The 22,205-nt window shown below is 51.7% G+C and carries 16 protein-coding genes; 4 read left to right on the top strand and 12 right to left on the bottom strand.

Annotated elements, in window-relative coordinates:
• Positions 1–447 precede the first annotated feature (447 nt).
• Positions 448–2,292 carry an ABC transporter ATP-binding protein gene (locus PsB1_RS06095; RefSeq protein ID WP_284359769.1) on the top strand — a complete coding sequence of 615 codons (1,845 nt, stop codon included), beginning with the start codon at positions 448–450 and terminating at the stop codon, positions 2,290–2,292.
• A gap of 159 nt (positions 2,293–2,451) precedes the next feature.
• Positions 2,452–4,233, top strand: a complete 1,782-nt coding sequence (locus PsB1_RS06100; RefSeq protein WP_284359771.1) for a peptide MFS transporter — start codon at positions 2,452–2,454, stop codon at positions 4,231–4,233.
• A gap of 7 nt (positions 4,234–4,240) precedes the next feature.
• Here the strand turns inward: PsB1_RS06100 and PsB1_RS06105 are convergent, their stop codons facing one another.
• From PsB1_RS06105 to PsB1_RS06120, 4 genes are all read right to left on the bottom strand, one after another.
• Positions 4,241–4,366: a hypothetical protein gene (locus PsB1_RS06105; RefSeq protein ID WP_284359773.1), complete on the bottom strand. Its 126-nt coding sequence runs from the start codon at positions 4,364–4,366 to the stop codon at positions 4,241–4,243.
• Between the two features lie 32 nt (positions 4,367–4,398).
• Positions 4,399–4,692: a hypothetical protein gene (locus tag PsB1_RS06110; protein WP_284359774.1), complete on the bottom strand. Its 294-nt coding sequence runs from the start codon at positions 4,690–4,692 to the stop codon at positions 4,399–4,401.
• The gene (locus tag PsB1_RS06115; protein WP_284359776.1) at positions 4,689–5,462 is read right to left on the bottom strand and encodes a TonB-dependent receptor domain-containing protein; all 774 of its coding nucleotides are present in this window, start codon (positions 5,460–5,462) and stop codon (positions 4,689–4,691) included. Before PsB1_RS06115 ends, PsB1_RS06110 begins: the two co-directional genes overlap by 4 nt.
• Positions 5,463–5,779: 317 nt before the next feature.
• Entirely contained in the window at positions 5,780–7,948 is a 2,169-nt protein-coding gene (locus PsB1_RS06120) for a TonB-dependent receptor family protein (protein ID WP_284359777.1), read from the bottom strand.
• 175 nt (positions 7,949–8,123) lie between these two features.
• Here PsB1_RS06120 and PsB1_RS06125 point away from each other — a divergent pair, with 175 nt between their 5' ends.
• On the top strand, positions 8,124–9,614 hold the full coding sequence (locus PsB1_RS06125) for a sensor histidine kinase (RefSeq protein WP_284359778.1): 1,491 nt from the start codon (positions 8,124–8,126) through the stop codon (positions 9,612–9,614).
• Here the strand turns inward: PsB1_RS06125 and PsB1_RS06130 are convergent, their stop codons facing one another.
• From PsB1_RS06130 to PsB1_RS06165, 8 genes are all read right to left on the bottom strand, one after another.
• Positions 9,615–11,405, bottom strand: a complete 1,791-nt coding sequence (locus PsB1_RS06130; protein ID WP_284359780.1) for an AmpG family muropeptide MFS transporter — start codon at positions 11,403–11,405, stop codon at positions 9,615–9,617.
• 39 nt (positions 11,406–11,444) lie between these two features.
• A complete protein-coding gene (locus PsB1_RS06135) occupies positions 11,445–13,163 on the bottom strand; it encodes a response regulator (protein ID WP_284359782.1) in 1,719 nt (572 codons plus the stop codon).
• A gap of 261 nt (positions 13,164–13,424) precedes the next feature.
• The gene (lpdA, locus tag PsB1_RS06140) at positions 13,425–14,828 is read right to left on the bottom strand and encodes a dihydrolipoyl dehydrogenase (protein WP_284359783.1); all 1,404 of its coding nucleotides are present in this window, start codon (positions 14,826–14,828) and stop codon (positions 13,425–13,427) included.
• A 107-nt stretch (positions 14,829–14,935) separates the two neighbouring features.
• Positions 14,936–15,370, bottom strand: a complete 435-nt coding sequence (locus PsB1_RS06145; RefSeq protein ID WP_284359784.1) for a hypothetical protein — start codon at positions 15,368–15,370, stop codon at positions 14,936–14,938.
• A gap of 40 nt (positions 15,371–15,410) precedes the next feature.
• Positions 15,411–16,619 carry a 2-oxoglutarate dehydrogenase complex dihydrolipoyllysine-residue succinyltransferase gene (gene odhB / locus PsB1_RS06150; RefSeq protein WP_284359786.1) on the bottom strand — a complete coding sequence of 403 codons (1,209 nt, stop codon included), beginning with the start codon at positions 16,617–16,619 and terminating at the stop codon, positions 15,411–15,413.
• A gap of 57 nt (positions 16,620–16,676) precedes the next feature.
• On the bottom strand, positions 16,677–19,661 hold the full coding sequence (locus PsB1_RS06155) for a 2-oxoglutarate dehydrogenase E1 component (protein ID WP_284359789.1): 2,985 nt from the start codon (positions 19,659–19,661) through the stop codon (positions 16,677–16,679).
• A gap of 127 nt (positions 19,662–19,788) precedes the next feature.
• Complete coding sequence (sucD, locus tag PsB1_RS06160; RefSeq protein ID WP_284359791.1) at positions 19,789–20,673, bottom strand: succinate--CoA ligase subunit alpha; 885 nt, start codon at positions 20,671–20,673, stop codon at positions 19,789–19,791.
• A gap of 135 nt (positions 20,674–20,808) precedes the next feature.
• A complete protein-coding gene (locus tag PsB1_RS06165; protein WP_284359792.1) occupies positions 20,809–21,780 on the bottom strand; it encodes an NAD(P)H-quinone oxidoreductase in 972 nt (323 codons plus the stop codon).
• A 56-nt stretch (positions 21,781–21,836) separates the two neighbouring features.
• Here PsB1_RS06165 and PsB1_RS06170 point away from each other — a divergent pair, with 56 nt between their 5' ends.
• Positions 21,837–22,037: a DUF1192 domain-containing protein gene (locus PsB1_RS06170; protein WP_284359793.1), complete on the top strand. Its 201-nt coding sequence runs from the start codon at positions 21,837–21,839 to the stop codon at positions 22,035–22,037.
• Positions 22,038–22,205: the final 168 nt, after the last annotated feature.

Consider the following 22,205-nt stretch of genomic DNA (forward strand, 5'->3'; position numbering starts at 1 on the left):
CGTTCCGCGACATGGACTTGCGGCTTTGGCCAGTCTTGAATGGTGTCGAATTGCATTGTAATCAGTGTTCTGTCCGTTTGTGGCCATCGCGCAACAGTTTTCTAGCAAGAAAGCCAAGAAAAGCGACTTTGGTCTCAGGAGGCTTTACTCCCCCTTGCCGATCGGCGATTAACCACAACCTCATATCATGAAATCTCCCTATGAATTACGACAATGTATTACGACAATATGGCGGGCGTGATTACGGATTATGCACAATCACGTCGGGTTCAATCAACCCAAGCCCAATCAAAACCAATATGTCTCTAACATGTGAGCCAACACATTTGCTATCCACTTTATCCTTCATGCTAGGCCGCTAACTTGCCTTGCTCGAATTTGTTCATCACCCCGCACACCAAATCTTACCTATTTTTTTGTGCGGCTGATTAAAGCATTCTGTGACCTATGTCTGACTTTTTTGATGACGACAATGCCTCAACGCGTCAGCAAAAGGCCCATATCGGCCAAATGATGCTTTATCTATGGCGGCATTGGATCAGTCAACCCGGCAAATGTCTTACCATATTCGCGCTGATGATTCTCGCCACGGCGTGCGAACTTGCGCTTCCTGTGATTTCAGGCCGCATTGTCGAGATCTTGACGGAAGGCCCCAAAGCAGCACCCATCGCATTTGAATTCTTTGGTTTGTTTGCGGTGCTCGCTGCGGGCATCTTCATTCTGCGCAACATTTTGGTGCGGGTTTGGACTCTGTTTGCCGCACGCAATATGGCCAATATCACGCAGGCCAGCTTTAAGGATGTGCAGCGCTTTTCGAGCCAATGGCACAGTGACAATTTTGCTGGGGCGACCGTACGACGCGTCAGCCGAGCCATGTGGGCTTATGACACTTTGTCCGACAATTTTCTATGGTACATTCTCCCGGCCACCATTGTTCTGATAGGTTTGACAGGGATCATGCTGACGCATTGGCCCGTGGTAGGCCTCTATGTAGGGGCAACCATCCTTTTCTATATCGTCGCTAGCATTTTGATGGCGCACTTTTACATTCAAGCCGCCAATGAAAAGTCGAATTCAGCCGATACCGCTATTGGTGCTTCTTTAGCCGATGCCGTGTCAGCCAATGCGACCGTTAAAGCCTTTGGTGCGGAGGTTCGCGAGGAGGCGCGCTTTAGAGAAGTTGTTGAAACATGGCGCAAACTCGTCACCATCACCTGGTTGCGTTATGTTGACGGCTGGGCATTATCCAATGCAATCTTATGGGCTTTGCAAGTTGGTCTATTAGGTTTGGTTTTGATGGAATGGCACGATGGCCGGGCCAGTGCAGGTGATGCCACCTTTGCATTGACAAGTTATTTTTTGATCGCAAGCTATCTTCGCGATTTGGGCGAAACCGTTCAGCAAATACAACGCGGCTTTGCCGACATAGAAGATGCAGTGGCCTATAGTCTAGAAGTCGAAGATGTTGCCGATGCACCCGATGCTACCCGTTTCGTAAAAGGTCCTGGAGAGATCGTGTTTGACAAGGTTACATTTGCCTATCGTGGGCAGAGTACGCCGCTTTATGAAGATTTCACTTTAACCATCAAACCGGGTGAAACCGTGGCCTTGGTTGGTCAAACAGGGTCGGGCAAATCCACATTCGTCAAGCTCTTGCAACGACTTTATGATGTGCAATCTGGCGCTATTCGTATTGATGGGCAGGACGTCCGATCTGTGCGCCAAGACTGTTTGCGCCGTGCAATCGCTTTGGTGCCACAGGACCCTGCCTTATTCCACCGAAGTCTGCACGAGAACATCACCTATGCCCGTCCAGATGCGGGTGTGGCAGAGGTCGAAGCGGCGATCCGTGATGCACGCGCACTAGACTTTATCGCCCGCCTGCCAAAGGGCATAGAAACTCTTGTCGGGGAACGGGGTATCAAGTTGTCGGGTGGTGAACGCCAACGCGTTGCACTTGCGCGTGCCTTTCTCGCTGATGCCCATATTTTGATCCTAGATGAAGCCACATCATCGCTCGACACACAAACTGAGCGAGATGTGCAGGATGCTATGAAGGCCCTCACAAAGGGCAAGACTACGATTCTGATCGCACACCGTTTATCGACTGTGCGGGGGGCGGATAGGATTTTGGTGTTTGAGGCCGGACGCATTGTTGAACAAGGAACCCATATGTCTCTTGTCACTAAAGGCGGCGTCTACGCCCGCTTACATGACCTCTCTGTGGGTGACAAACTGGGTGGAGACTTGGATTTGCATGCCCATCTCATGATCCAGAATGAAGCCAGTTAAGGCTTGTTACCATGTTTAAGGTGACTGATAGACGTGCTTTGCCAATTGCTTAAGGTCCCTTGCTCTGATCGCGATCCCGTGATCATGTGCGCGCGCTTACCTTGCAGCTAACAATGGATAAGACAAATTGGGTCAAATTGGCCGTAGGAGAGGAATGAGATGACTGATATTTGGGGTGTCATTTGGAACATTGTGTTTGCGGGCGGCCTATTGGTAACCTTGGTCACGATTTACCCCGTCGCCAAGGAAATGCACCATCACCCCAAAGGTCTAAAGGTCTTATTTTTTGCCGAGATGTGGGAACGGTTTTCTTATTACGGTATGCGCGGCTTGTTGACCGTTTATCTGGTGCAGCATTTTTTGTTTGATCAAGCTGACGCGCAAAAAACCTTTTCTTCTTATACCACCTTGGTCTATCTGGCACCCTTGCTTGGCGGCGTCCTAGCTGATCGGTTTTTAGGCACACGTAAAGCCATTGCCTTTGGTGCCATTGCATTGGTTGCTGGGCATTTCGCTATGGGATTGGAAGGAAAGCCTACCACCCAGACTTTGAGTTATCAGGGCGCAACTTACCAGTTTGTGGCAGAAGGGCGCAATGAGCTTTATGTAGCCAAGCTTAAAATTGGCGATGCCGCTTATGCCTATAGCGCTTCTGAAAAAGGGATTGAGATTAAAAATATTCCCGCCAATGCCCCTTTGCCTGCTTTTTTGCCGAAAGGCAGTTATAAGCTGGAGAAAGTCAAAGCTGAAGGCCCGTTCCAAGCGATTTTCTACGTCGCTTTATCCTTGATCATTTTAGGGGTTGGGTTTTTAAAGCCCAACATCTCCTCTATCGTCGGCCAATTATATCCTCAAGGCGATCCAAGGCGCGATCCTGGCTTTACCCTTTATTACTACGGCATCAATTTGGGTGCCTTTTGGGCAGCTATTTTATGTGGCGCATTGGGAACTGTTGTTGGCTGGTGGGCTGGTTTTGGGCTTGCTGGGGTTGGCATGTTGGTAGGCTATATCGCCTTTGTGCGCGGCAAAGACAGCTTAGAAGGCAAGGGTGAGCCCCCCAATCCCGAAGCCTTGAAGCAAAAAATTTTAGGACCGATCAATTTAGAAATGGCCATTTATGTTGCTGCCTTGATTTCGATCCCGCTGATCTGGGTCCTTGTGCAAAATAACGCCATGGTCGGCAAAATGTTGGCAATAGGATCGGTAGCTATATTAGTTTACATCATCTATCACATGGTCACACAATGCAGCAAAGAAGAAGCTGGCCGATTGGTATTGGCCTTGATCTTGATTTTAGCTTCAGTGGTGTTTTTCACTCTTTTTGAGCAAGCTGGTTCATCCTTGGCCTTGTTCACTGCGGGTAATGTGGCTTTGCCTAATGCCGGCTTTGTGACCATCACAGCGCCGCAAACCCAAAGTTTTAATGCAGGCTTTATCTTGATCTTCGCTCCTGCATTTGCTTGGCTATGGGTTAAGTTGGGGCAACGCAATTTGGACCCATCTGCGCCAATGAAGTTTGCGTTAGCCTTGATGCAAGTGGGTTTAGGATTTTTGATTTTGGTGTGGGGCTCCCAATTTGCCAATGAACAAGCTCGGGTGCCCGTTATCTTTTTAGCTTTGGCTTATTTATTCCATACAACAGGGGAATTGTGCCTAAGCCCTGTTGGGTTGAGTTGGATGACGAAACTCTCTACACCCAAGCTCATCTCAACCTTGATGGCGACTTGGTTTTTAGGCAGTTCTGGTGCACAATTCTTAGGCGGTATAATTGCCCAATATACAGCGACCGAAACGGTTGCTGGTCAAGTCACAGACCCAGCTAAAGCACTGATGACTGCAATTGATGTGTTTAGCACCATTGGCTGGTGGTCGATTGGTATAGGTGTGACCATGGCATTGGCTTCCCCCCTACTGAAGCGATTGGCATCGGGGATCAAATGAGGGTGGTCTAGAGGCTGCCCTTGAGCGTTAGGTACCAAACCCCATCCTTTGATCGTTCGCGATACTGGATTTGGCTGATATTGCCTGAACGACGATCGGGACTAAAATCGGTGCGGGTGCGGTTGAAGGTCATTCCATTGGGATCTTCGACTCCAAACTCCAAAATCAGGCCGTTAAAGGCTCTGGCTCAACCCATACGCCCCAGCTTTCAATCGTATCCCAATGCAATATCTGGTTGGGGCGAAAGTCGCTATTATTATTGCCGCGCCAAAACCATGCTCCAGCCCGCAGTTTCTTTTTGGGTAATTCATAGACGACATTGGTTTCAAAATTGCGGCCATTGCCCCCAGAAAGCGGGCGGACACCCCCGGTGAGTGGGTCGGTGAGTTCACTGTCGCGCCAACGATAACTCGATTCAATCTCAAGACCTTCCAACAGCATTGGCAAAGGCAAAGTCATGGAAATATTATATCCCCAGCGGCGCGCGCGCGGGATATTTCCCAAAGCAACACTTCCCGATGGTGTGGAACCAAACTAAGTTGATCCTCTATCTCTTCTTGCACCCAAGAAGCATTCAAAACGCCGCGCTTATCCCAACGCCGCTCAACACCCAATAAGACGGACCAAGTCTGCTCAGGCCTTAACTCGGGATTGCCGCTGTTTTGGTTTCCATCCCCTACAGAAGCCGAATCAGCAAAGGCACCAAAGTCCAATTGTCCAACTGCCCTTTCTATGTCGATGCGATAGGTCCAATTGGGATCAGGCTTCCAAGCTGCCTTCATGCGGGGTTTGGGATAAAAGAAGGAGCGGGTTTTTCCTGCTTCACCGGTCTGTTTAATGCTTGACCACTCTCCAGTTAGAGTTGATTCCAAAGTAAGAGCATCGGTAAGCGTCCAAGAATCGCTGATAAAGGTTTCGGTGCGATTTTCAGCAACTTGGGTTTTGGAGATATCAGAAGGTTGGACTTTAAAGATTTGGCCGTCACCTTGTGAAAATTGCCCATCAAAATCAAGGCTATTAAAGGCAATTTCCCCTCCCGTTTCGAATTGATGCTTACCCATTTTGCGTTTGATGGTTACGCGTCCGACGCGTTCACCACTTTCTGATTGGGAGCGGAAACGGCCAAAACTAAGTGGTACGCCGATCAGATTAAATCCTGCTTGGTCTAAAGCCTCATCTATTTTACCTTTAGCAAGCACAGCAAGTTTACCAGTCCAGCCATAGATCACCCGTTCAACATCCCCCCCTATCAACAGGTGCGTAATGATGTACTATTTACAGCGGTAGTACCCGTGAAATGTTTGTCATGAAGTATTTGTAATCAGGGAAGTTGTTCTTGATAGCTTTCTTTCTTTCAGGATGATTTCACCCTGGTGCACATCGATCAAGGCCGTGAAGCTGGTCATACCAAGCGTTGGGAAGTTGGGGGGGATGTTGAACGGGTGATCTATGGCTGGACTGGTAAACTTGCTGTTGAGTTTACGAATAAACCCATAAGATCAGCGCACTTGGTGACGGTTTTGGCTCAAGATTGGAGCATAATGTGTCAAAACGGCTTGGTGATCCCAACTTGCACCTGCCGGGGCGCACCGGGCAAGATACCCCGAGAGCGGTCGACAATCGTTCTGGCATCGGTGGCATTTTTGATCGCGATATAAGCACCAAAAGGCCAGTTTTGCGGATGCAGATTGAAGGTCATATTCCAATTGTCCGCCGCTTTGATTAAGCCGCGCTGTCCATCGGCACTTGGTGCCACTGAATTGAGATCATCTGTGAACATTTCCCCTGTACGCACATATTCCACCTGCATGTCCCCCGCCGTGCCAAAGACATAGCCCACCGCCAGATTGATCAGCCAGCGTGGGGCATAGGGCAGGCGATTGCCAGTCACCGGACGGCTGCCAAAGCCCGCGACGTTGGAAAAACGTGTTCCCTGAAAGCGGGCTTCATCCACCAAAGTCACCGCCGAACGCACATAAAGATCGCGCCCGCCTTCCATCAGACCCATATCGGCAAAAGAACCGCGTAGGGAGGCTTCAATCCCTTGGTGCAACGTCGCGCCTGCGCTGGTCAAAGTGGCCCCAACGCCGCCGGCAACGGAAGTTGGAATGATCTGATTTTCAAAATCCATCGAGAACCACGTGATATCCATTGAGACGCCCGGTCGAACATCGCCGCGCAATCCAACTTCCCAATTGGTGCTGGTTTCAGCATCCAGATTGATGGAGGCACCGGTCGTGTTATTGATCGTATCTTCAACCCGTGGAGGTGAGAACCCTTTATGCCCGCCCGCATAAGCGATGAATTTTGGACCCAAACGATAGGTGATGCCAATGCCGGGGATCACTTCTTCGACTGTGTCTTTACCTTGAACAGGCGCCAATGGATTGAGGCGATTAACCCGTCGAAGGTCAATATGTTCAAGGCGTACCCCTGGGGAAATGGCGAGCGGCCCTAAGCTTGCTTTGGTGGTCAAAAAACCAGACCAAGCCTGCACATAGCGCAAATTGTTTTCACGGACCCCAGCGTTTAGGCTGGTTCCAGGTGTTCGCCCCGTGGGCGTATCTGAGTTAACTTGTAGGCGATTTTGCCGCTCATCACTGTAGCGTAGGCCCATTTCGCTTTCCAATTGGACTGCGCCCAGCGCCGCCTTATGGCTTAATCGGGTTTCAAGCCCATAGGTGTGATACTCACGCAGCCGCCCTTCATTGCCGCACGTCGTCAACAGGTTGGCCATGCCCAAGCATATGGGATCAGAAGCATCATTGGGGCGTTGGCCAGAATTGGAGGATTGACGCCACCAATCCCGGTCGAACCACGAAAAAGACCCTGAAGTCTTAAGGATTACATCTTGGCTGATAGTCCATGACCACAGTAATGAAGTGCCATAGCGGATGGCCTTAAAGCCGTCGTTGACAAAGGGGTTTTGTCGCGCATTGGCCAGATATTCAGCTGTCGTCAGGCCTGAATAGGTAATCTGACTGTCTTCTTGATACCGACTTAGCCTAAAGGTCAAATCGTGCGTGGCACCCAAGGAGCGTTCAATCTTGAGATAGAGGTCGTTGATCTTAAGCGCCTGATGATCGCGAACCCCATCCGATTGTGTCGCATTGGCATGAAACAGCGCCCGCATCTCCCCAATGGGCCCACCCAAATTTAGGTCAGTTTCCTTATAGCCATCACTGCCAAACGCGAAGCCGACTTGGCCTTGAAAGGTCTCAGGGGCAGGCGGGGTTACATAATTGATGACGCCGCCGACCGTATTGGGACCAAAACGGATTTGGCTGGCACCTTTGAGCACTTCAATGCGTGCAAAGCGGCGGATGGGTGGGTGGTAATAGGTCGCATTATCGCCATAGGGCGCAAAGCTTAGCGGCAGGCCATCTTCGAGAAGAAGTATTTTGGTTGAGCGGGTCGGGGAGAGGCCGCGCATACCGATATTGGGGCGCAGACCTAAGCCTTCCTCATCGCGGGCATAAATGCCAGGAACTTGGCGCAAAGCCTCATTCACCGATACGACCCGTGCACGCAGTAAATCTTGTTGCTCAACAGTCGAGCCAGAGCCCGCAATTGTGCGTAAGCCAGATTTGGGCCCGATCACAATCACAGTTTCAACCGAGGTAGCATGAGACGCAAGGGCGTGAGTTGGGATGGCCAGCACCGATAGACCCAAACTCAACAAATTGGCAGATTTGCCAAGCTTAATCTTTTTCATAATGACACTCATTCTCACTTGATATTTGAGAATGACTCGCAACAGCAACTGAAATCAAGCATAAATCTCAGCCTGAACTGGTTTTTCTTTGCGGCCTATCTGTTAGAGTGGGATTGTACTGAATATCGTTTAGACGGGCCAGACTTGGAATATTTGAGATGGGCAAACAGACTTGGTGACGATCACAACGCCTCCGAATAACCCATCAGCAAGTGCCCCGCGTCTTGAACTGAAATTGTCAGAAAGTCTGACGGCAAGGCTCTTGATGATCGGCGCGGGGTTCATTTTATTGACCGAGGCGCTTTTATTTGTGCCTACTATGGCCAATTATCGCGATGATTGGTTGATGAACCGCTTAAGAACTGCCGAAATGGTGGCTTTGACGTCTGCCAATCCTAGACGGGATGGCTTGGTGGGGGGGCAATCCTCAGAACTGATACGAGCTGCAGATATTCAATCAATTGCTATTCTTCAAAATCCTCCAGCACAAGATGCAGCAGCGCAAACTCCCTTAAGATTGGAAATTGTAGGTGCACCACCACGCGGTCCAATCATCCGTGTTGAGCCCGAAATTCAAACCATAGGCACGTCAATTTTGGGTGTATTAGCAACCTATACTGCGCCTCATGGCCGCTATCTTCGCATCATTGGTCGCCCTCAGACCAATGCTGCGATCAGGCTGGAAGCGATTGTTGCTGAAGCCCCTCTCAAAGAGGCATTGCTGCACAAGACTTGGCAAGTTCTTTTTTCTATACTGGCGTTGTCCTTAACGATTGGCGCGCTGATTTATGCAGCGCTCATCGATGGATTTATTCGCCCGATGCGTAAGCTAACCCACGCGATTGCCCGCTTTAGTGTAGCACCAACCGATGCCAGTCGCGCCTTTGTGCCAACAGGGCGCAGTGATGAAATCGGCCAAGCAGAAGTGGCTTTTTCTTCCATGCAGGAGGCTGTGAGATCGGCTTTTTTGCAAAAAGACCGCCTCGCCCAATTGGGTTTAGCGGTCTCTAAAATCGCCCATGATTTACGCCATTCCTTGGGAGCCGCCCATCTGGTGAGTGAGCGGCTATCCAGCGTCGACGATCCAGTGGTACGCGCGACCGCCCCGCGATTAGAGCGCGCGCTACAACGCGCCATCAATCTGGCCCAATCCACGCTCTCATTTGGTAAAGCCCAAGAACGCCCACCCGAGATCGAGCTTATCTATCTGTCTGACGCATTAGATGAAGCAGCTGACGAGGCTCTCACTGAATATAAGGTTAGCTGGTCCCATGATGTAGCCAATGATTTGGAAGTTGAAATCGATGCGGAGCATCTGCACCGGATTTTGACCAATTTGATCCGTAATGCAGCCCAAGCCATTATTGCTTCTGGTCAAGCGGGAAGCGTGCGCGCCAGCGTCAAAGTGAAGCATAGCCAGATTGATTTGCACATCATTGATACTGGACCAGGCTTGCCCAAGCGGGTGCAAGAGCATTTGTTTACCCCGTTTGCCGGGAGTGGCCTAAAAGGTGGAGCCGGTCTTGGGCTTGCCATTTCATTGGAGCTGGCGCGCCTTAATGGCGGCGATATAATCTTGAACGATACCGGGCCCAAGGGAACCGATTTTATTGTGCGCCTGGTTCGTGATCAAGAAGAGGTAGCAAATAGCAAGTATATGGCCTGATTAGGCCGTTTCTGTCTCGTCACGCTTTTCTTGTTCCAATATCACCCGCGCTGGTCCCCGCGAAATGACCAGTGCCATTGCGATCCCCAAAATGCCTATCAGCGAACTATACACAAAAAAGGCAGTATAGCCCGCTGCTAAAGCTTGTCCAGATACGCCCAGTTTCGCACCACCTGCCACAAAAGCTTCCGCGGGTAAGCGGCTAAACCAAGGCCTAAGACTAACAAGCCAACCTGCCTCACTTGCAAGCGCTGCCCCTTCGACAATCCGCCCAGAAAGGGCCGTGATGATTTTGCCTGGCAGCGCATAGAGGGATGAAAAAACCGCATATTGGGTGGCGGTAAATCCCTCCTTGGTCAGCATGGACATATACATGATCAAGCAGGTGCCTGCGAACATGCCCGAAAGATTATCAATGCCAATGGCAATATAAAGGGCAGGCTCATTTGCGCCAGTCAGTGTGATTGCAATAAAGGCGAGATTTGAAATAGGCTGTAAAAACGCACCCACCACAAGGCAGCGAAACAAGCCAAACTTGAGTACGAGATAACCGCTAAGCCCGGCCCCTAACGCGCTCATGGCGGCCCCAAAGAATTTCTGGGCAAAGGCGATGGAATCCTTGGAGAAGCCCGCATCCAGATACATGGTGGAAGTTATGTTGAGCACGAAGTCAGCGATCCGGTACACGCAGATGAAAACAAGTATGACGCTGGCCAAATCCTTGTAGCGGCTAAAAAAATCAGCCATTGGCTCGCCAAGAGCAGCTTTAAAATAGGCACCAGGCCGGGTCTGGATACCGGGGATTTGCAGGCACGCCACGACGACGAGGCTGAGCCCCAAAAGCGCATAGCCAACCTGTTGCCAAACCCCCCAAGGCTTGGCAGCAAGCGCCGCACTCATTTGTGCGGTCCCACCATAAAGCCAGCCAACCAACCAAGCCAAAGGCTCTGCCTTGCCCGCAAGGCCAACAGCCAGCACACAAGCCGCAGTCCCCATCAAGCAAAGCCGCAATAGCCATTCAAGCTTATCCACAATGCCACGATCAACCACGTCAGCTGGTGCTTCCCAACGCAGGGCTGAAGTCACTTGCTCACGCGGGGCCCATAGCGTCGATAGGATCGCCAAAATCATAAAGCCCGCCATCGCCACATAAGCGATGGCCCAGCCCTTCCAGCCGTAAGTATCGCCATTGAAGGCTTGGGCAACAAAGAGCGGCAAAGCCCCCGACAATAAAATAGCGACTCGGTAGCCCCATTGATAAGTCGCTGCCAATACGCCCAGTCGGCTGGCATCAGGGGTAACCTCAATGCGCCACGCATCAATCGCAATGTCTTGGGTTGCCCCAGCAAATGCAATCAAGACAGCAAAGCCTGCAAAAGGAATAAAGGCGGCGGTGGCGTCCCCATCAGGGGTAAAGGCCAAGGCGGGATCACGCGTAGCCATGGCTAAAAGACCAACCACCACAATGGCCTGCATTAGGATCATCCACCCGCGACGTCGCCCCAACGCTTTATCTAGAAACGGTAATGCGATCCGATCAACTAGGGGAGCCCATAAAAACTTCAGCGCATAAGCCAAAGTCGCCAAGCCCATCAGGCCGATCAAGGCCAAAGAAGCCCCCGCTTCGCGTAACCAAATGGCTAAGGCTAAGCCAGCTAATTGGTTGGGCATACCCGCAGCAAAACCTAAACCAAACATCACCAACGACGGACGCTCAAAAAAAGCACCAATTCCAACGCGGGCATCAGCCCCCAACTCGGAAACATTTGTGGAGTTTGTTGTATCCGTCATCGCGTCCTCTTCGCATCAGGACAGCGAGGCTATCCTGAATCAAGCGGCGAAGGTGGCCTGTCTGGGGCTGTTCGTCCAGCGCTCTAACACAGAAGACAACATCGCAGGATCAAGCGGCTTGCTGATAAAATCATCCATACCTGCTTGTTTACATGCCCGGCGATCTTCTTCCATGGCGGCAGCGGTTAAAGCAATAATGGGGGTCTGCGCAAAGCGGCCACCTAAAGCGCGTAACGCCTTGGTAGCTTCAAGGCCATCCATCACGGGCATATGGACATCCATCAATACCAAATCATAAGGGGCATCTTGCAAGGCAGCGACCGCCTCTGCACCATCACCCACCGCCATCACATGGCAGCCATTGCGCATCAAGAGTGATTTGGCCAAGAGGGCATTGATTGGATTATCATCAGCTAACAACACCCGCACCCCGATCGCAAGCGGGGTGGTATCGGCGCGCTCATCATTGGCTAAAACAGGGCGTGTATCGATGCCTTCGCCGGCAGCTAAGGCCACACGCTCAATTAATGAGGCGGCACGCAAAGGTTTTATAAGATAGCCGATAGCACCTTTGGCACGGTAATCGTCAATCAGATCGCGACGCTCCTGCGGGATCAGCGCAATCACAGGGCTTGGCTGTTTGAGCCAGTCTGTGATTTCCAACTGGTTGTCATGGTGGTCCAACAAGATAACACAGGCACGTTTGGCTTGGCTGGGACGTGTGACCAGTTTAACTTCAGCGCCTTCATTTTGTAGCGCCAGTCTGATTACATCCACCATGAGATGGGATGTACTTTGAATAGCTATCGTCTTGCCTCGCAGTTTATAGGAACGCGCCGGTGCTGGGGTAATGGTATCGAGCGGCATATCGATCCAAAACACGCATCCGCCACAGTCGCGATTGCGAACATGTACTGATCCCCCCAACGCGATGGTCAGTTTTTTGACAATGGCCAATCCTAGGCCGGTACCGCCAAAGCGACGGGTATGGGAAGAATCGGCTTGTTGAAACTCTTCAAATACATGGTCAAGTTTGTCGGTCGGGATGCCAATCCCTGAATCTTCGACGCTAAAGCGAAGCCGGTTCTTTCCGGCGCATTCAAGTCGCAAAACAATCCCGCCACTATGGGTAAATTTTACGGCATTGGACGTTAAGTTTAACATGATTTGTCGTAAACGACCATCATCCCCCATCACTTCAAGGGGCACATCGGCAGCAACAAAAGTCGCAATTTCAAGTTTCTTTTCATGCGCTCGCGGCGAACAAAGTTCAGCCACCGATTGAAGCATGTTGGCGGGATTGAATATGAGGGATTCAAGCTCAATCTTGCCACTTTCAAGCTTCGCATAGTCCAATATATCGTTCAATAGCCCCAATAAATGCTGACCAGAATCTGTAACTGCGTTCAACCAAGAGCGTTGAGCGCTCGTCAATTCACTCATCGATAAAAGACCAGCCATGCCCAAAATGCCATTCAAGGGAGTACGTATCTCATGGCTTAGGGTTGCAAACAACATGGTCCTGCCGCGGGCAGTCTCATCATCATCGGGCCTAAAAATCCCAAGCTGAATGCCATCGGCACGTTTTTCAACATGCCAGCCAGAACGTAGATCAAACCAAGGCGCTATCTCGCCTTTCAACGCCATGGACCCAAAGCGATGAAGTGCATTTTGATTGGCAACCAACACGCGACCATTGGCACCCGCCACAATCGCACAATCAGGTAAGTCCTCTATGGTAAATGACAAATTATTCATATCCTTAACTTAAATTGGATCGGTTAAGGAAGGGATGATCAGGCCTGTCGATTTGCGCCAAATAGGGTTAGCTGCTGTCAAGCATAATAGAACGCCTGTCGTTTTGGATTAGTTTGGTCGATCAAAGAAGTGGTAAGGTGCTTTATCTATCTGGCGGGTGTGACTTGTGTTTTTTCCGCCAGATGCGCTGAACTTATTGGGAAAACGTCCACATGCTTTTGTTCATCTCTATGTGACCCCTTAAAATAGAGTTCATTCTTTCTATAGTTGCATCACCCAACCATCGACGGCTTTACCAGCCTCCCGCAGGGCTTCTGACATGGTTGGGTGGGCGTGACATGTGCGTGCAATGTCTTCCGCAGACGCCCCAAATTCCATCGCCAGACAGGCTTCACCGATCATTTCGCCAACGCCGACACCGATCATATGGACGCCCAGTATCTTGCGGGTTTCGCTATGCTCGAGGATTTTGACAAAGCCGTCGGTCTCATGATTGGTGCGTGCGCGGCTATTGGCCATGAAGGGGAATTTGCCGACCTTATAAGGCGTGCCTGTGGCCTTGAGCTCTTCTTCGGTTTTACCGACACTGGCGACTTCCGGATTGGTATAAACCACGCCAGGGATCACGTCAAAATTCACATGGCCAGACTTGCCAGCTATGATCTCGGCTACAGCGGCCCCTTCTTCTTCAGCCTTATGCGCCAACATCGGCCCAAAGGTGACATCGCCAATCACATAAACACCCGGTGCTGAAGTCGCCCAATGTTGTGCAGGAATAAAGCCGCGTGCATCGGTCGTAATGCCCACCGTCTCAAGACCCAAGCCCTCCGTATAAGGCTTGCGGCCAATCGAGATCAAAACCACATCGGCTTCTAAAGTCCGCGCTGGCCCGCCTGCTGCGGGCTCAACCTCCAGCTTAACGCCTTTGCCGACTTTCTCAACCTTGGTCACTTTCGTGCCCAGTTCAAATACGATGCCTTGCTTCTTGAGAAGCTTCAAGAACTGGGTGGATACTTCGCCGTCCATGGTAGGGGTGATGCGGTCCAAAAACTCAACTACAGTGACGTGCGCACCCAGCCTGCGCCAAACCGAGCCCATCTCAAGGCCGATATAGCCCCCGCCAATCACGATCATCTTTTTAGGCACGCTCGAAAGCTTAAGCGCGCCGGTGGAGGATACAATCCGCTCTTCATCCAAAGTAACGCCGGGCAATGACATTACGTCTGACCCTGTTGCGATCACGATATTTTTGGTGAGCAGGCTCGTGACTTTACCGTCCGCGTCGGTGACCGAAACAGCACCTGGGCCTGTAATCGCACCGGTTCCAACCAAATAGGTGATCTTGTTTTTTTTCATCAAGAACTCAACGCCCTTGGTTAGGCCATCAACCGCCTCGTCCTTTTGCGCCAGCATTTTAGGTAGATTGAGCGAGACACTCTTCACATCAATGCCCATATCGGCAAAATGATGGGTCGCGGCTTCATAGGCTTCTGAGGCATGCAACAAAGCTTTTGAGGGAATGCAGCCCACATTGAGGCAGGTGCCGCCTAGGCGGCCACGCTTTTCCACAATCGCGGTTTTCAGGCCAAGTTGAGCAGCGCGAATGGCGCAATTATAGCCACCAGGGCCACCCCCGATGATGATCACGTCAAAACTGTCGGCCATAATGCTTGCTCCTAATTGGGTCGATGTCTTGGATAGCTCTTATCGGTGTTAAAGGGCCATCGCTACGAATTGTGTTCATGTTGGATGTGTTTTGGCGGGCATGCAGGCTATACCAAAACTTGGCTCAGGGTCAGCCAGAATAAAAGGGTGAAACATACCAAAAGGGCGACACCTTGTAGGACGTCAAACAGACGCTCTTTCGGGCTGGTTTGGGTCATGATCGGCCCGATGTTTTTGCACGTGATGAATAAGAGCGCGTCAATGCCCAGCGCGATCCCCAAGGCCCAAAAGGCTAAAGCATTGGAAAACGCTAAGGCGATCAAACAGGTAACCAAAGCCGCAATCGAAATCCGCCAGGCAAGAGAGCGCAAGCCCGAACCATAATTAACCATCAAATCAAGATGATGCTTGGGCGTATCATGCAGCGGCTCTGGCAAAGGGCGCCCGTTAGCCAAGGCATCTTGGACATAGGCTGACAGCCATAAGCCCAAAATGCTCGACACAGCATATAAAAAAACGACGATCCCAGCGAGGGTCTGCATAGGGGCAAAATCCATGGTTAAATCACGGCTCCTGCGTTGCTTAGATTTCCAACAGCATGCGTTCGGGGTCTTCCAAACATTCCTTGACCCGAACGAGAAAGGTCACAGCCTCTTTGCCGTCAACGATGCGGTGGTCATAGGACAGAGCGAGATACATCATAGGCCGCACTACGATTTGCCCGCCGACAACCATCGGACGGTCTTGGATTTTATGCATGCCCAAAATGCCCGATTGAGGGGCATTCAAGATCGGCGTTGACAGTAAGGAGCCATAAACCCCGCCATTGGATATGGTGAAGGTACCGCCCTGCATATCCTCAATCGAAAGTGCGCCATCGCGCGCCTTTTTTCCAAGCTCGGCAATGGCCTTTTCAATCCCTGCCAAGCTCAACTGCTCGGCTTGGCGAAGCACGGGTACAACCAAGCCTTTGTCGGTGCCAACTGCGACGCCCAAATCATAGTAATTCTTATAAATGATATCGGTGCCATCAATCTCGGCATTGACAGCAGGCACATCTTTGAGGGCCACCACGCAGGCTTTGACAAAAAAGCTCATAAAACCCAGCTTGGTCGCGTGCTTTTTCTCAAAGATATCCTTGTAGCTGTTACGCACCGCCATGACGTTGGTCATGTCGACCTCGTTAAAGGTGGTCAGCATGGCGGCGGTGTTTTGCGCATCTTTTAAGCGCCGGGCGATGGTTTGGCGCAGACGCGTCATCTTCACCCGCTCTTCGCGCGGCCCTAGGGCGCGTGGGGCAGAAGAGGCAGAAACGACAGGCGCTGGGGCCGATGCCAGTGCCGCTATGGCACTCAATGCGTCATTTTTGGTGATGCGGCCGTCTTTGCCAGTGCCAGCCACAGAAGCCGCCGATAGGCCCGCTGTTTCAAGCGCACGCGCCGCCGATGGCATGGGATCGTGGGCTGCTTGGGGTGCAGCGGGTGGCGCAACGGGCGCTGGTGCTACAACTGGAGCTGCAACGGGCGCAGGAGTGCTCGCTTTTGGCGAAGCGCTGGCTCCGGCTTCAACGCGGCCGATCACCATGCCGGGGGTTACAGTTGTTCCATTTGTGGCCAGAATTTCCGCTAAGACGCCGTCAGCCGGGGCCACCACTTCAAGGGCGACCTTATCGGTCTCAATTTCCACCAACAGCTCGTCTTTTTTGACGGCATCGCCAGCTTTTTTCGACCAAGTGCCAATAGAGCCTTCAGCAACGGATTCACCCATCACGGGCACGACGATATCAAGCATAAAACCTCCAGCGGAGTGTTAGAAATCAAGAGGGCAAGAGGCCCAAAGGGTTGTGTATCAGTAAGTCATGGCCTCGTTTAGGAACGTCTCAAGCTCATGGACGTGCTTTTTCATCAGGCCCACAGCGGTGGAGGCCGAAGCCGGGCGACCGACATAGACGGCGCGCTTAACCTTGCCTTTGACCTTACCCAGCACCCATTCGATATTGGGTTCCATAAATTGCCAAGCGCCCATGTTTTTGGGCTCTTCTTGGCACCAAACCACATCGGCATTTTTAAAGCGGCTCAATTCGGTGATCATGGACTTTGCTGGGAAAGGATAAAGCTGTTCAACGCGCAACAGCACCACATCGTTCAATCCACGCTTTTCGCGCTCTTCAAACAAATCATAATAGACTTTGCCTGAACATAAAACGACGCGCTTAATCTCAGCATCGGGCTGAATAGTCACCGAGGTCGTTTCAGGGCGAAAATGTGCATCGTCCCAAAGTATCCGGTGGAACGAAGAACCTGGCCCCATTTCTGCCAATGTCGATACGCAGCGCTTGTGACGCAATAAGGACTTAGGCGACATCACGATCAAGGGTTTGCGGAATTGGCGGTGAATTTGGCGGCGCAGCACATGGAAGTAATTGGCGGGCGTCGTGCAATTGACCACCTGCATATTGTCTTCCGCGCACAATTGTAAAAATCGCTCTAAACGGGCGGATGAATGCTCCGGCCCTTGGCCTTCATAACCATGGGGCAACAGCATCACCAAGCCACTCATACGCAGCCATTTACGCTCACCCGAACTGATGAATTGATCGATCACGACTTGAGCGCCATTCACGAAATCGCCGAACTGGCCTTCCCATAAGGTGAGGCTGTTGGGAGCCGAAAGCGAATAGCCATATTCATAGCCCAATACCGCCTCTTCGGATAAAGCGCTGTCGATCACTTCATAAGCGGCTTGATGGGCGCCGATATTATTGAGGGGCGTATAGCGCTGCTCGGTTACTTGGTCGATGAAGTGGCTATGGCGATGGGAAAACGTGCCGCGACACGAATCCTGGCCGGATAGACGTACTGGGAATTTCTCGTCCAACAAAGACGCAAACGCCAAATGCTCACCCAAGGCCCAATCCACGTTTTCGCCGGTCTCAACCATTTTTTGGCGCGCTAACACGACACGTTCAACTGTTTTATGGATCGCAAAATCCGGCGGAATGGCGGTGATTTTCTGGCCTAATTCTTTGAGTTTTTCAATTGAGAGATTGGTATCACCGCGCCGATCATCCCCCTCTGGCAAGCCAAGGCCGGACCAAACCCCATCGAGCCAATCGGCCTTATTGGGCTTATAGGTTTTTGCGGCTTCAAATTCCCGTTCAAGAAATTCTTCAAATTCTTTGATTTGAGTATCCACTTCTCTTGCACTGATCACGCCTTCTTCGATCAGGCGCGCCGAATAAAGTTCACGCGTTGGCTTTTGGTTCTTGATTTTGGCATACATGATTGGATTGGTCATGGTGGGATCATCGCCCTCATTATGACCAAAGCGGCGGTAGCAGAAGATGTCGATCACGACATCCTTAGCAAATTTCTGCCGGTATTCGGTGGCGACCTTTGCGGCAAACACCACCGCTTCTGGATCATCGCCATTGACGTGGAAAATCGGGGCCGCCACCATCAAAGCGACGTCAGAAGGATAAGGTGAGGAGCGCGAGAAACGCGGCGCGGTCGTAAATCCAATCTGATTATTGACGATCAAATGCACTGTACCACCGGTGCGGTGACCGCGCACGCCAGAGATGGCAAAGCATTCCGCAACCACGCCTTGGCCAGCAAAAGCGGCATCACCATGGAGCAATAAGGGCAAGACAGCGCGGAACTGATCGGCTTTTTCAGGTCCATAGGCCATCATTTTCGCACGGCATTTGCCAAGCACCACTGGATTGACGATTTCCAAGTGCGAGGGGTTAGGTGTCAGCGATAAATGCACACTATTGCCATCAAACGTGCGATCCGAAGATGCGCCCATATGATATTTAACATCGCCCGAACCATCAACATCATCGGGCGTAGCAGAGCCACCTTGGAACTCATGAAAGATCACATGATAGGGCTTGCCCATCACAGCTGACAACACATTTAAGCGCCCACGGTGGGGCATCCCAAGCACGATATCTTTAACACCCAAATTGCCACCGCGCTTGATGATTTGCTCCATCGCCGGGATCAGGGCTTCACCACCGTCTAAACCAAACCTTTTAGTGCCTGGAAAGCGTTTATGGAGGAATTTTTCAAAAGTTTCGGCTTGGATCACCTTACTTAAAATCGCCCGTTTGCCTTCATGGGTGAACTCTATGTTTTTATCAGGACCCTCAATACGCTCTTGCAGCCAAGATTTTTCGGTCGGGTCTGAGATATGCATGAATTCAATACCGACCGTTGAACAATAGGTGCGATGCAAAATATCAAGCATCTGGCGCGGCGTGGCATATTCAAGGCCTAACACAAAATCGATAAAGATCGGCCGATCCATATCTTCTGGTCCAAAGCCATAAGTCTCAGGCTGGAGTTCTGGTTGAGCTTCGCGGCCCTCCTCTAAACCCAAAGGATCTAGCTTTGCCGCCAAATGACCCCGGATTCGGTAAGCGCGGATCATCATCAGGGCCTTGATGCTGTCCCGGGTGGCGCGCATCACATCCACGGTAGCGGCCGGGCTGGCCTTGTTGGTCAGAGTTGCCGCGGCCTTGTCAGCGATTTTTTTCTCAAGCTTTGGCTCTATCAAAGCCCAATTGCCGTCGAGGGTTGCGATCAGTTCGCCAATCTCAGATTTAGGCCAATCGGCGCGCTGCCAGCTTGGGCCTTCCGCCGCGCGCTTTACGTCTGTGCTTGCGTCACCCATCCCCGCAAAAAAGGCCGCCCAAGAGGGATCGACCGAGGCTGGGTTAGCCGCCCATTGCGCATAATAATGCTCAATAAAGACCCCATTGCCGCCATAGAGAAATGATGTGTCCAAAAGAGCGGAATTGTGCGCGCTGCGCAAATCGTCTGCCATAAATGATCCGTCCAGTCATCGGGACGGTCGGACGGGGCGAGGAAAGTCGGCCTGCCCGGCCGTCATACATAAATACCTATATAGTCACTCGCACTTGGGGCGACTGCTTTATAGTTTTTAAAGCACATCAACCCTTAAGAACTTCCAACAATGTTGATCCCAAAGCTGCAGGAGAAGGCGCGACGCGAATATTGGCCGCCTCCATCGCCGCAATCTTATCTTCAGCGCCACCTTTGCCACCAGCAATGATCGCGCCTGCATGGCCCATCCGGCGACCGGGCGGCGCGGTACGTCCAGCAATAAAGCCAACCATTGGCTTAGAGCGGCCACGCTTGGCCTCGTCAGCGATAAATTGGGCCGCATCTTCTTCTGCACTACCGCCGATTTCACCAATCATGATGATCGATCTGGTTTCAGGGTCGGCTAAGAACATCTCAAGCACGTCAATGAATTCAGTCCCCTTTACAGGGTCGCCACCAATACCAACTGCCGTGGTCTGGCCAAGGCCAGCATTAGAGGTTTGAAATACAGCTTCATAGGTCAAGGTGCCAGAACGCGAGACGATGCCGACATTACCCTTTTTGAAGATAGAGCCTGGCATAATGCCGATCTTGCACTCATCGGGGGTTAAAACGCCGGGGCAATTAGGCCCGATCAAGCGCGATGTGGAGCGCTCTAACCGGCTTTTGACCTGCACCATGTCGGTCACTGGAATGCCTTCGGTGATGCAAACGATCAAAGCGATCTTAGCTTCAATCGCCTCGATAATGGCAGCGGCCGCACCTGGAGGCGGCACATAGATCACCGTTGCATCCGCGCCTGCGACATCTTTAGCCTCGGCGACCGAATTGAATACAGGCAATCCCAAGTGGGTTTGCCCACCTTTTCCGGGGCTAACGCCGCCAGTCATGCGGGTGCCATATGCTATGGCTTGCTCTGAATGGAAGGTCCCATTTTTACCGGTAAAGCCCTGACAGATCACTTTGGTTTCTTTATGGATCAGGATCGACATCGGGCACTCCGCTTACAGCTCTTAGATCTGGCGTCGTGTTAGCGCAGCCCGCCGCGCTTGCAAACCGCCAGTAGCCGCAAACGGGGGAAGAATCGCACCTAAGGGCCATTCAAAGTGAGTTTTCTTGTGCGAATTCTAACCACCGACCTTTAGCATAATTTTTCCAGCATGCGTGTTGGCCTGCATTTTGGCTTGGGCGGCCTCTGCGTCGGCTAAATCAAACACAGAATCGATCACTGGGCGAACGGCCCCACTTTCAACCCATGGCCAAACGTGGGTTAAAACGGCGCGCGCCAAACGCGCCTTTTCCTCTACTGGGCGGGACCGAAGCGTGGAACCTGTAAGCGTCAAGCGCTTGAGCATCACGGGCATCAAATTGAGCGCGACTTGTGGGCCTTGCAAGAACGCAATCTGCACGCATCTACCGTCCATCTTTAAGCAATCGAGGTTTTTTTGCACATAAGGCCCACCGACCATATCCAAAATGACGTCCACACCGCCCTTAGCGCGAACCAGTTCCAAAAAGTCCTGCTCTTTGTAATCAATCACGACATCGGCCCCAAGTTTGGTGCAAAGGGCCGCCTTGGTTGGTCCACCCGCAGTGGCAAAGATGGTGGCCCCATGGGCTTTAGCCATTTGAATGGCCATGGTGCCAATGCCAGAAGCGCCGCCATGCACCAAAAAGGTCTCGCCCGGTTTAAGTGCTGCGCGCTCAAACACATTCGCCCACACAGTCAAAACAGTTTCAGGAAGAGCGGCCGCCTCCAACAGGCTTAAGCCGTTTGGGATGCGCATACATGAACCTGCGTCAGCCCAAGCATAATCGGCATAGCCTCCACCGGGCAATAATGCGCACACCTGATCACCGACCTTTAGGTCGGTGACGCCCTCCCCAATGGCAGTGATGGTTCCAGAACATTCAAGGCCCATGGTTTCAGGTGCGCCAGCTGGCGGGGGATAGGCCCCCATGCGCTGGATCAAATCGGGACGATTGACACCCGCATAGGCAATCTCGATTAAAACCCTGCCCGGACCGGCTTGTGCCCGGTCGATAGTCTCAATCCGCAAGGGATGATCGGGTGATGCAACAATGGCACGCATGGTCATTGGGGGGGCTTTCAAATTGGTCACTCCGGTGCCAAAATGGGAAATGGAGGCCTCCCATGCTCGACGATGACCCTTTCGCCAAGTCTAAGCTTCAGTTAAATCTTGCCGCAGAACGGCTGGAGGATTTATCCATTCGCGAACTTCACGAACGCATTAGTGATCTAGAAGCCCAAATTAAAGAGATTCGCGCGCTGATTGAGGCTAAGGAGAGCAGCAAGCAGGTAGCTGATACCTTTTTTAAGAAAGGCACACCTTAAGACCGGCACATGTTTTGCTTGGAATCCGAGTGATGGTGTGTTGCTAGTCCTTGTGGGACGGCAGGACCTCCCGAACCAGCGGATCCCATCTAGCAAGGCCGTGACTTAACTTGGTTTATAGCATTGGTTTACAAGCGGTTTGGTTTACAAGCGTTTTGTTATATTTGG

The organism is Candidatus Phycosocius spiralis (genome assembly GCF_030158815.1).
Classification (GTDB): domain Bacteria; phylum Pseudomonadota; class Alphaproteobacteria; order Caulobacterales; family Aquidulcibacteraceae; genus Aquidulcibacter; species Aquidulcibacter spiralis.

Excerpts from the sequence above, each read along its gene's own strand:
- PsB1_RS06095 (WP_284359769.1), top strand. The coding sequence starts at position 448 with ATGTCTGACTTTTTTGATGACGACAATGCCTCAACGCGTCAGCAAAAG.
- PsB1_RS06100 (WP_284359771.1), top strand. The coding sequence starts at position 2,452 with ATGACTGATATTTGGGGTGTCATTTGGAACATTGTGTTTGCGGGCGGC.
- PsB1_RS06105 (WP_284359773.1), bottom strand. The coding sequence starts at position 4,366 with ATGACCTTCAACCGCACCCGCACCGATTTTAGTCCCGATCGTCGTTCA.
- PsB1_RS06110 (WP_284359774.1), bottom strand. The coding sequence starts at position 4,692 with ATGACTTTGCCTTTGCCAATGCTGTTGGAAGGTCTTGAGATTGAATCG.
- PsB1_RS06120 (WP_284359777.1), bottom strand. The coding sequence starts at position 7,948 with ATGAAAAAGATTAAGCTTGGCAAATCTGCCAATTTGTTGAGTTTGGGT.
- PsB1_RS06130 (WP_284359780.1), bottom strand. The coding sequence starts at position 11,405 with ATGACGGATACAACAAACTCCACAAATGTTTCCGAGTTGGGGGCTGAT.
- PsB1_RS06135 (WP_284359782.1), bottom strand. The coding sequence starts at position 13,163 with ATGAATAATTTGTCATTTACCATAGAGGACTTACCTGATTGTGCGATT.
- lpdA (WP_284359783.1), bottom strand. The coding sequence starts at position 14,828 with ATGGCCGACAGTTTTGACGTGATCATCATCGGGGGTGGCCCTGGTGGC.
- PsB1_RS06145 (WP_284359784.1), bottom strand. The coding sequence starts at position 15,370 with ATGCAGACCCTCGCTGGGATCGTCGTTTTTTTATATGCTGTGTCGAGC.
- odhB (WP_284359786.1), bottom strand. The coding sequence starts at position 16,619 with ATGCTTGATATCGTCGTGCCCGTGATGGGTGAATCCGTTGCTGAAGGC.
- PsB1_RS06155 (WP_284359789.1), bottom strand. The coding sequence starts at position 19,661 with ATGGCAGACGATTTGCGCAGCGCGCACAATTCCGCTCTTTTGGACACA.
- sucD (WP_284359791.1), bottom strand. The coding sequence starts at position 20,673 with ATGTCGATCCTGATCCATAAAGAAACCAAAGTGATCTGTCAGGGCTTT.
- PsB1_RS06165 (WP_284359792.1), bottom strand. The coding sequence starts at position 21,780 with ATGACCATGCGTGCCATTGTTGCATCACCCGATCATCCCTTGCGGATT.
- PsB1_RS06170 (WP_284359793.1), top strand. The coding sequence starts at position 21,837 with ATGCTCGACGATGACCCTTTCGCCAAGTCTAAGCTTCAGTTAAATCTT.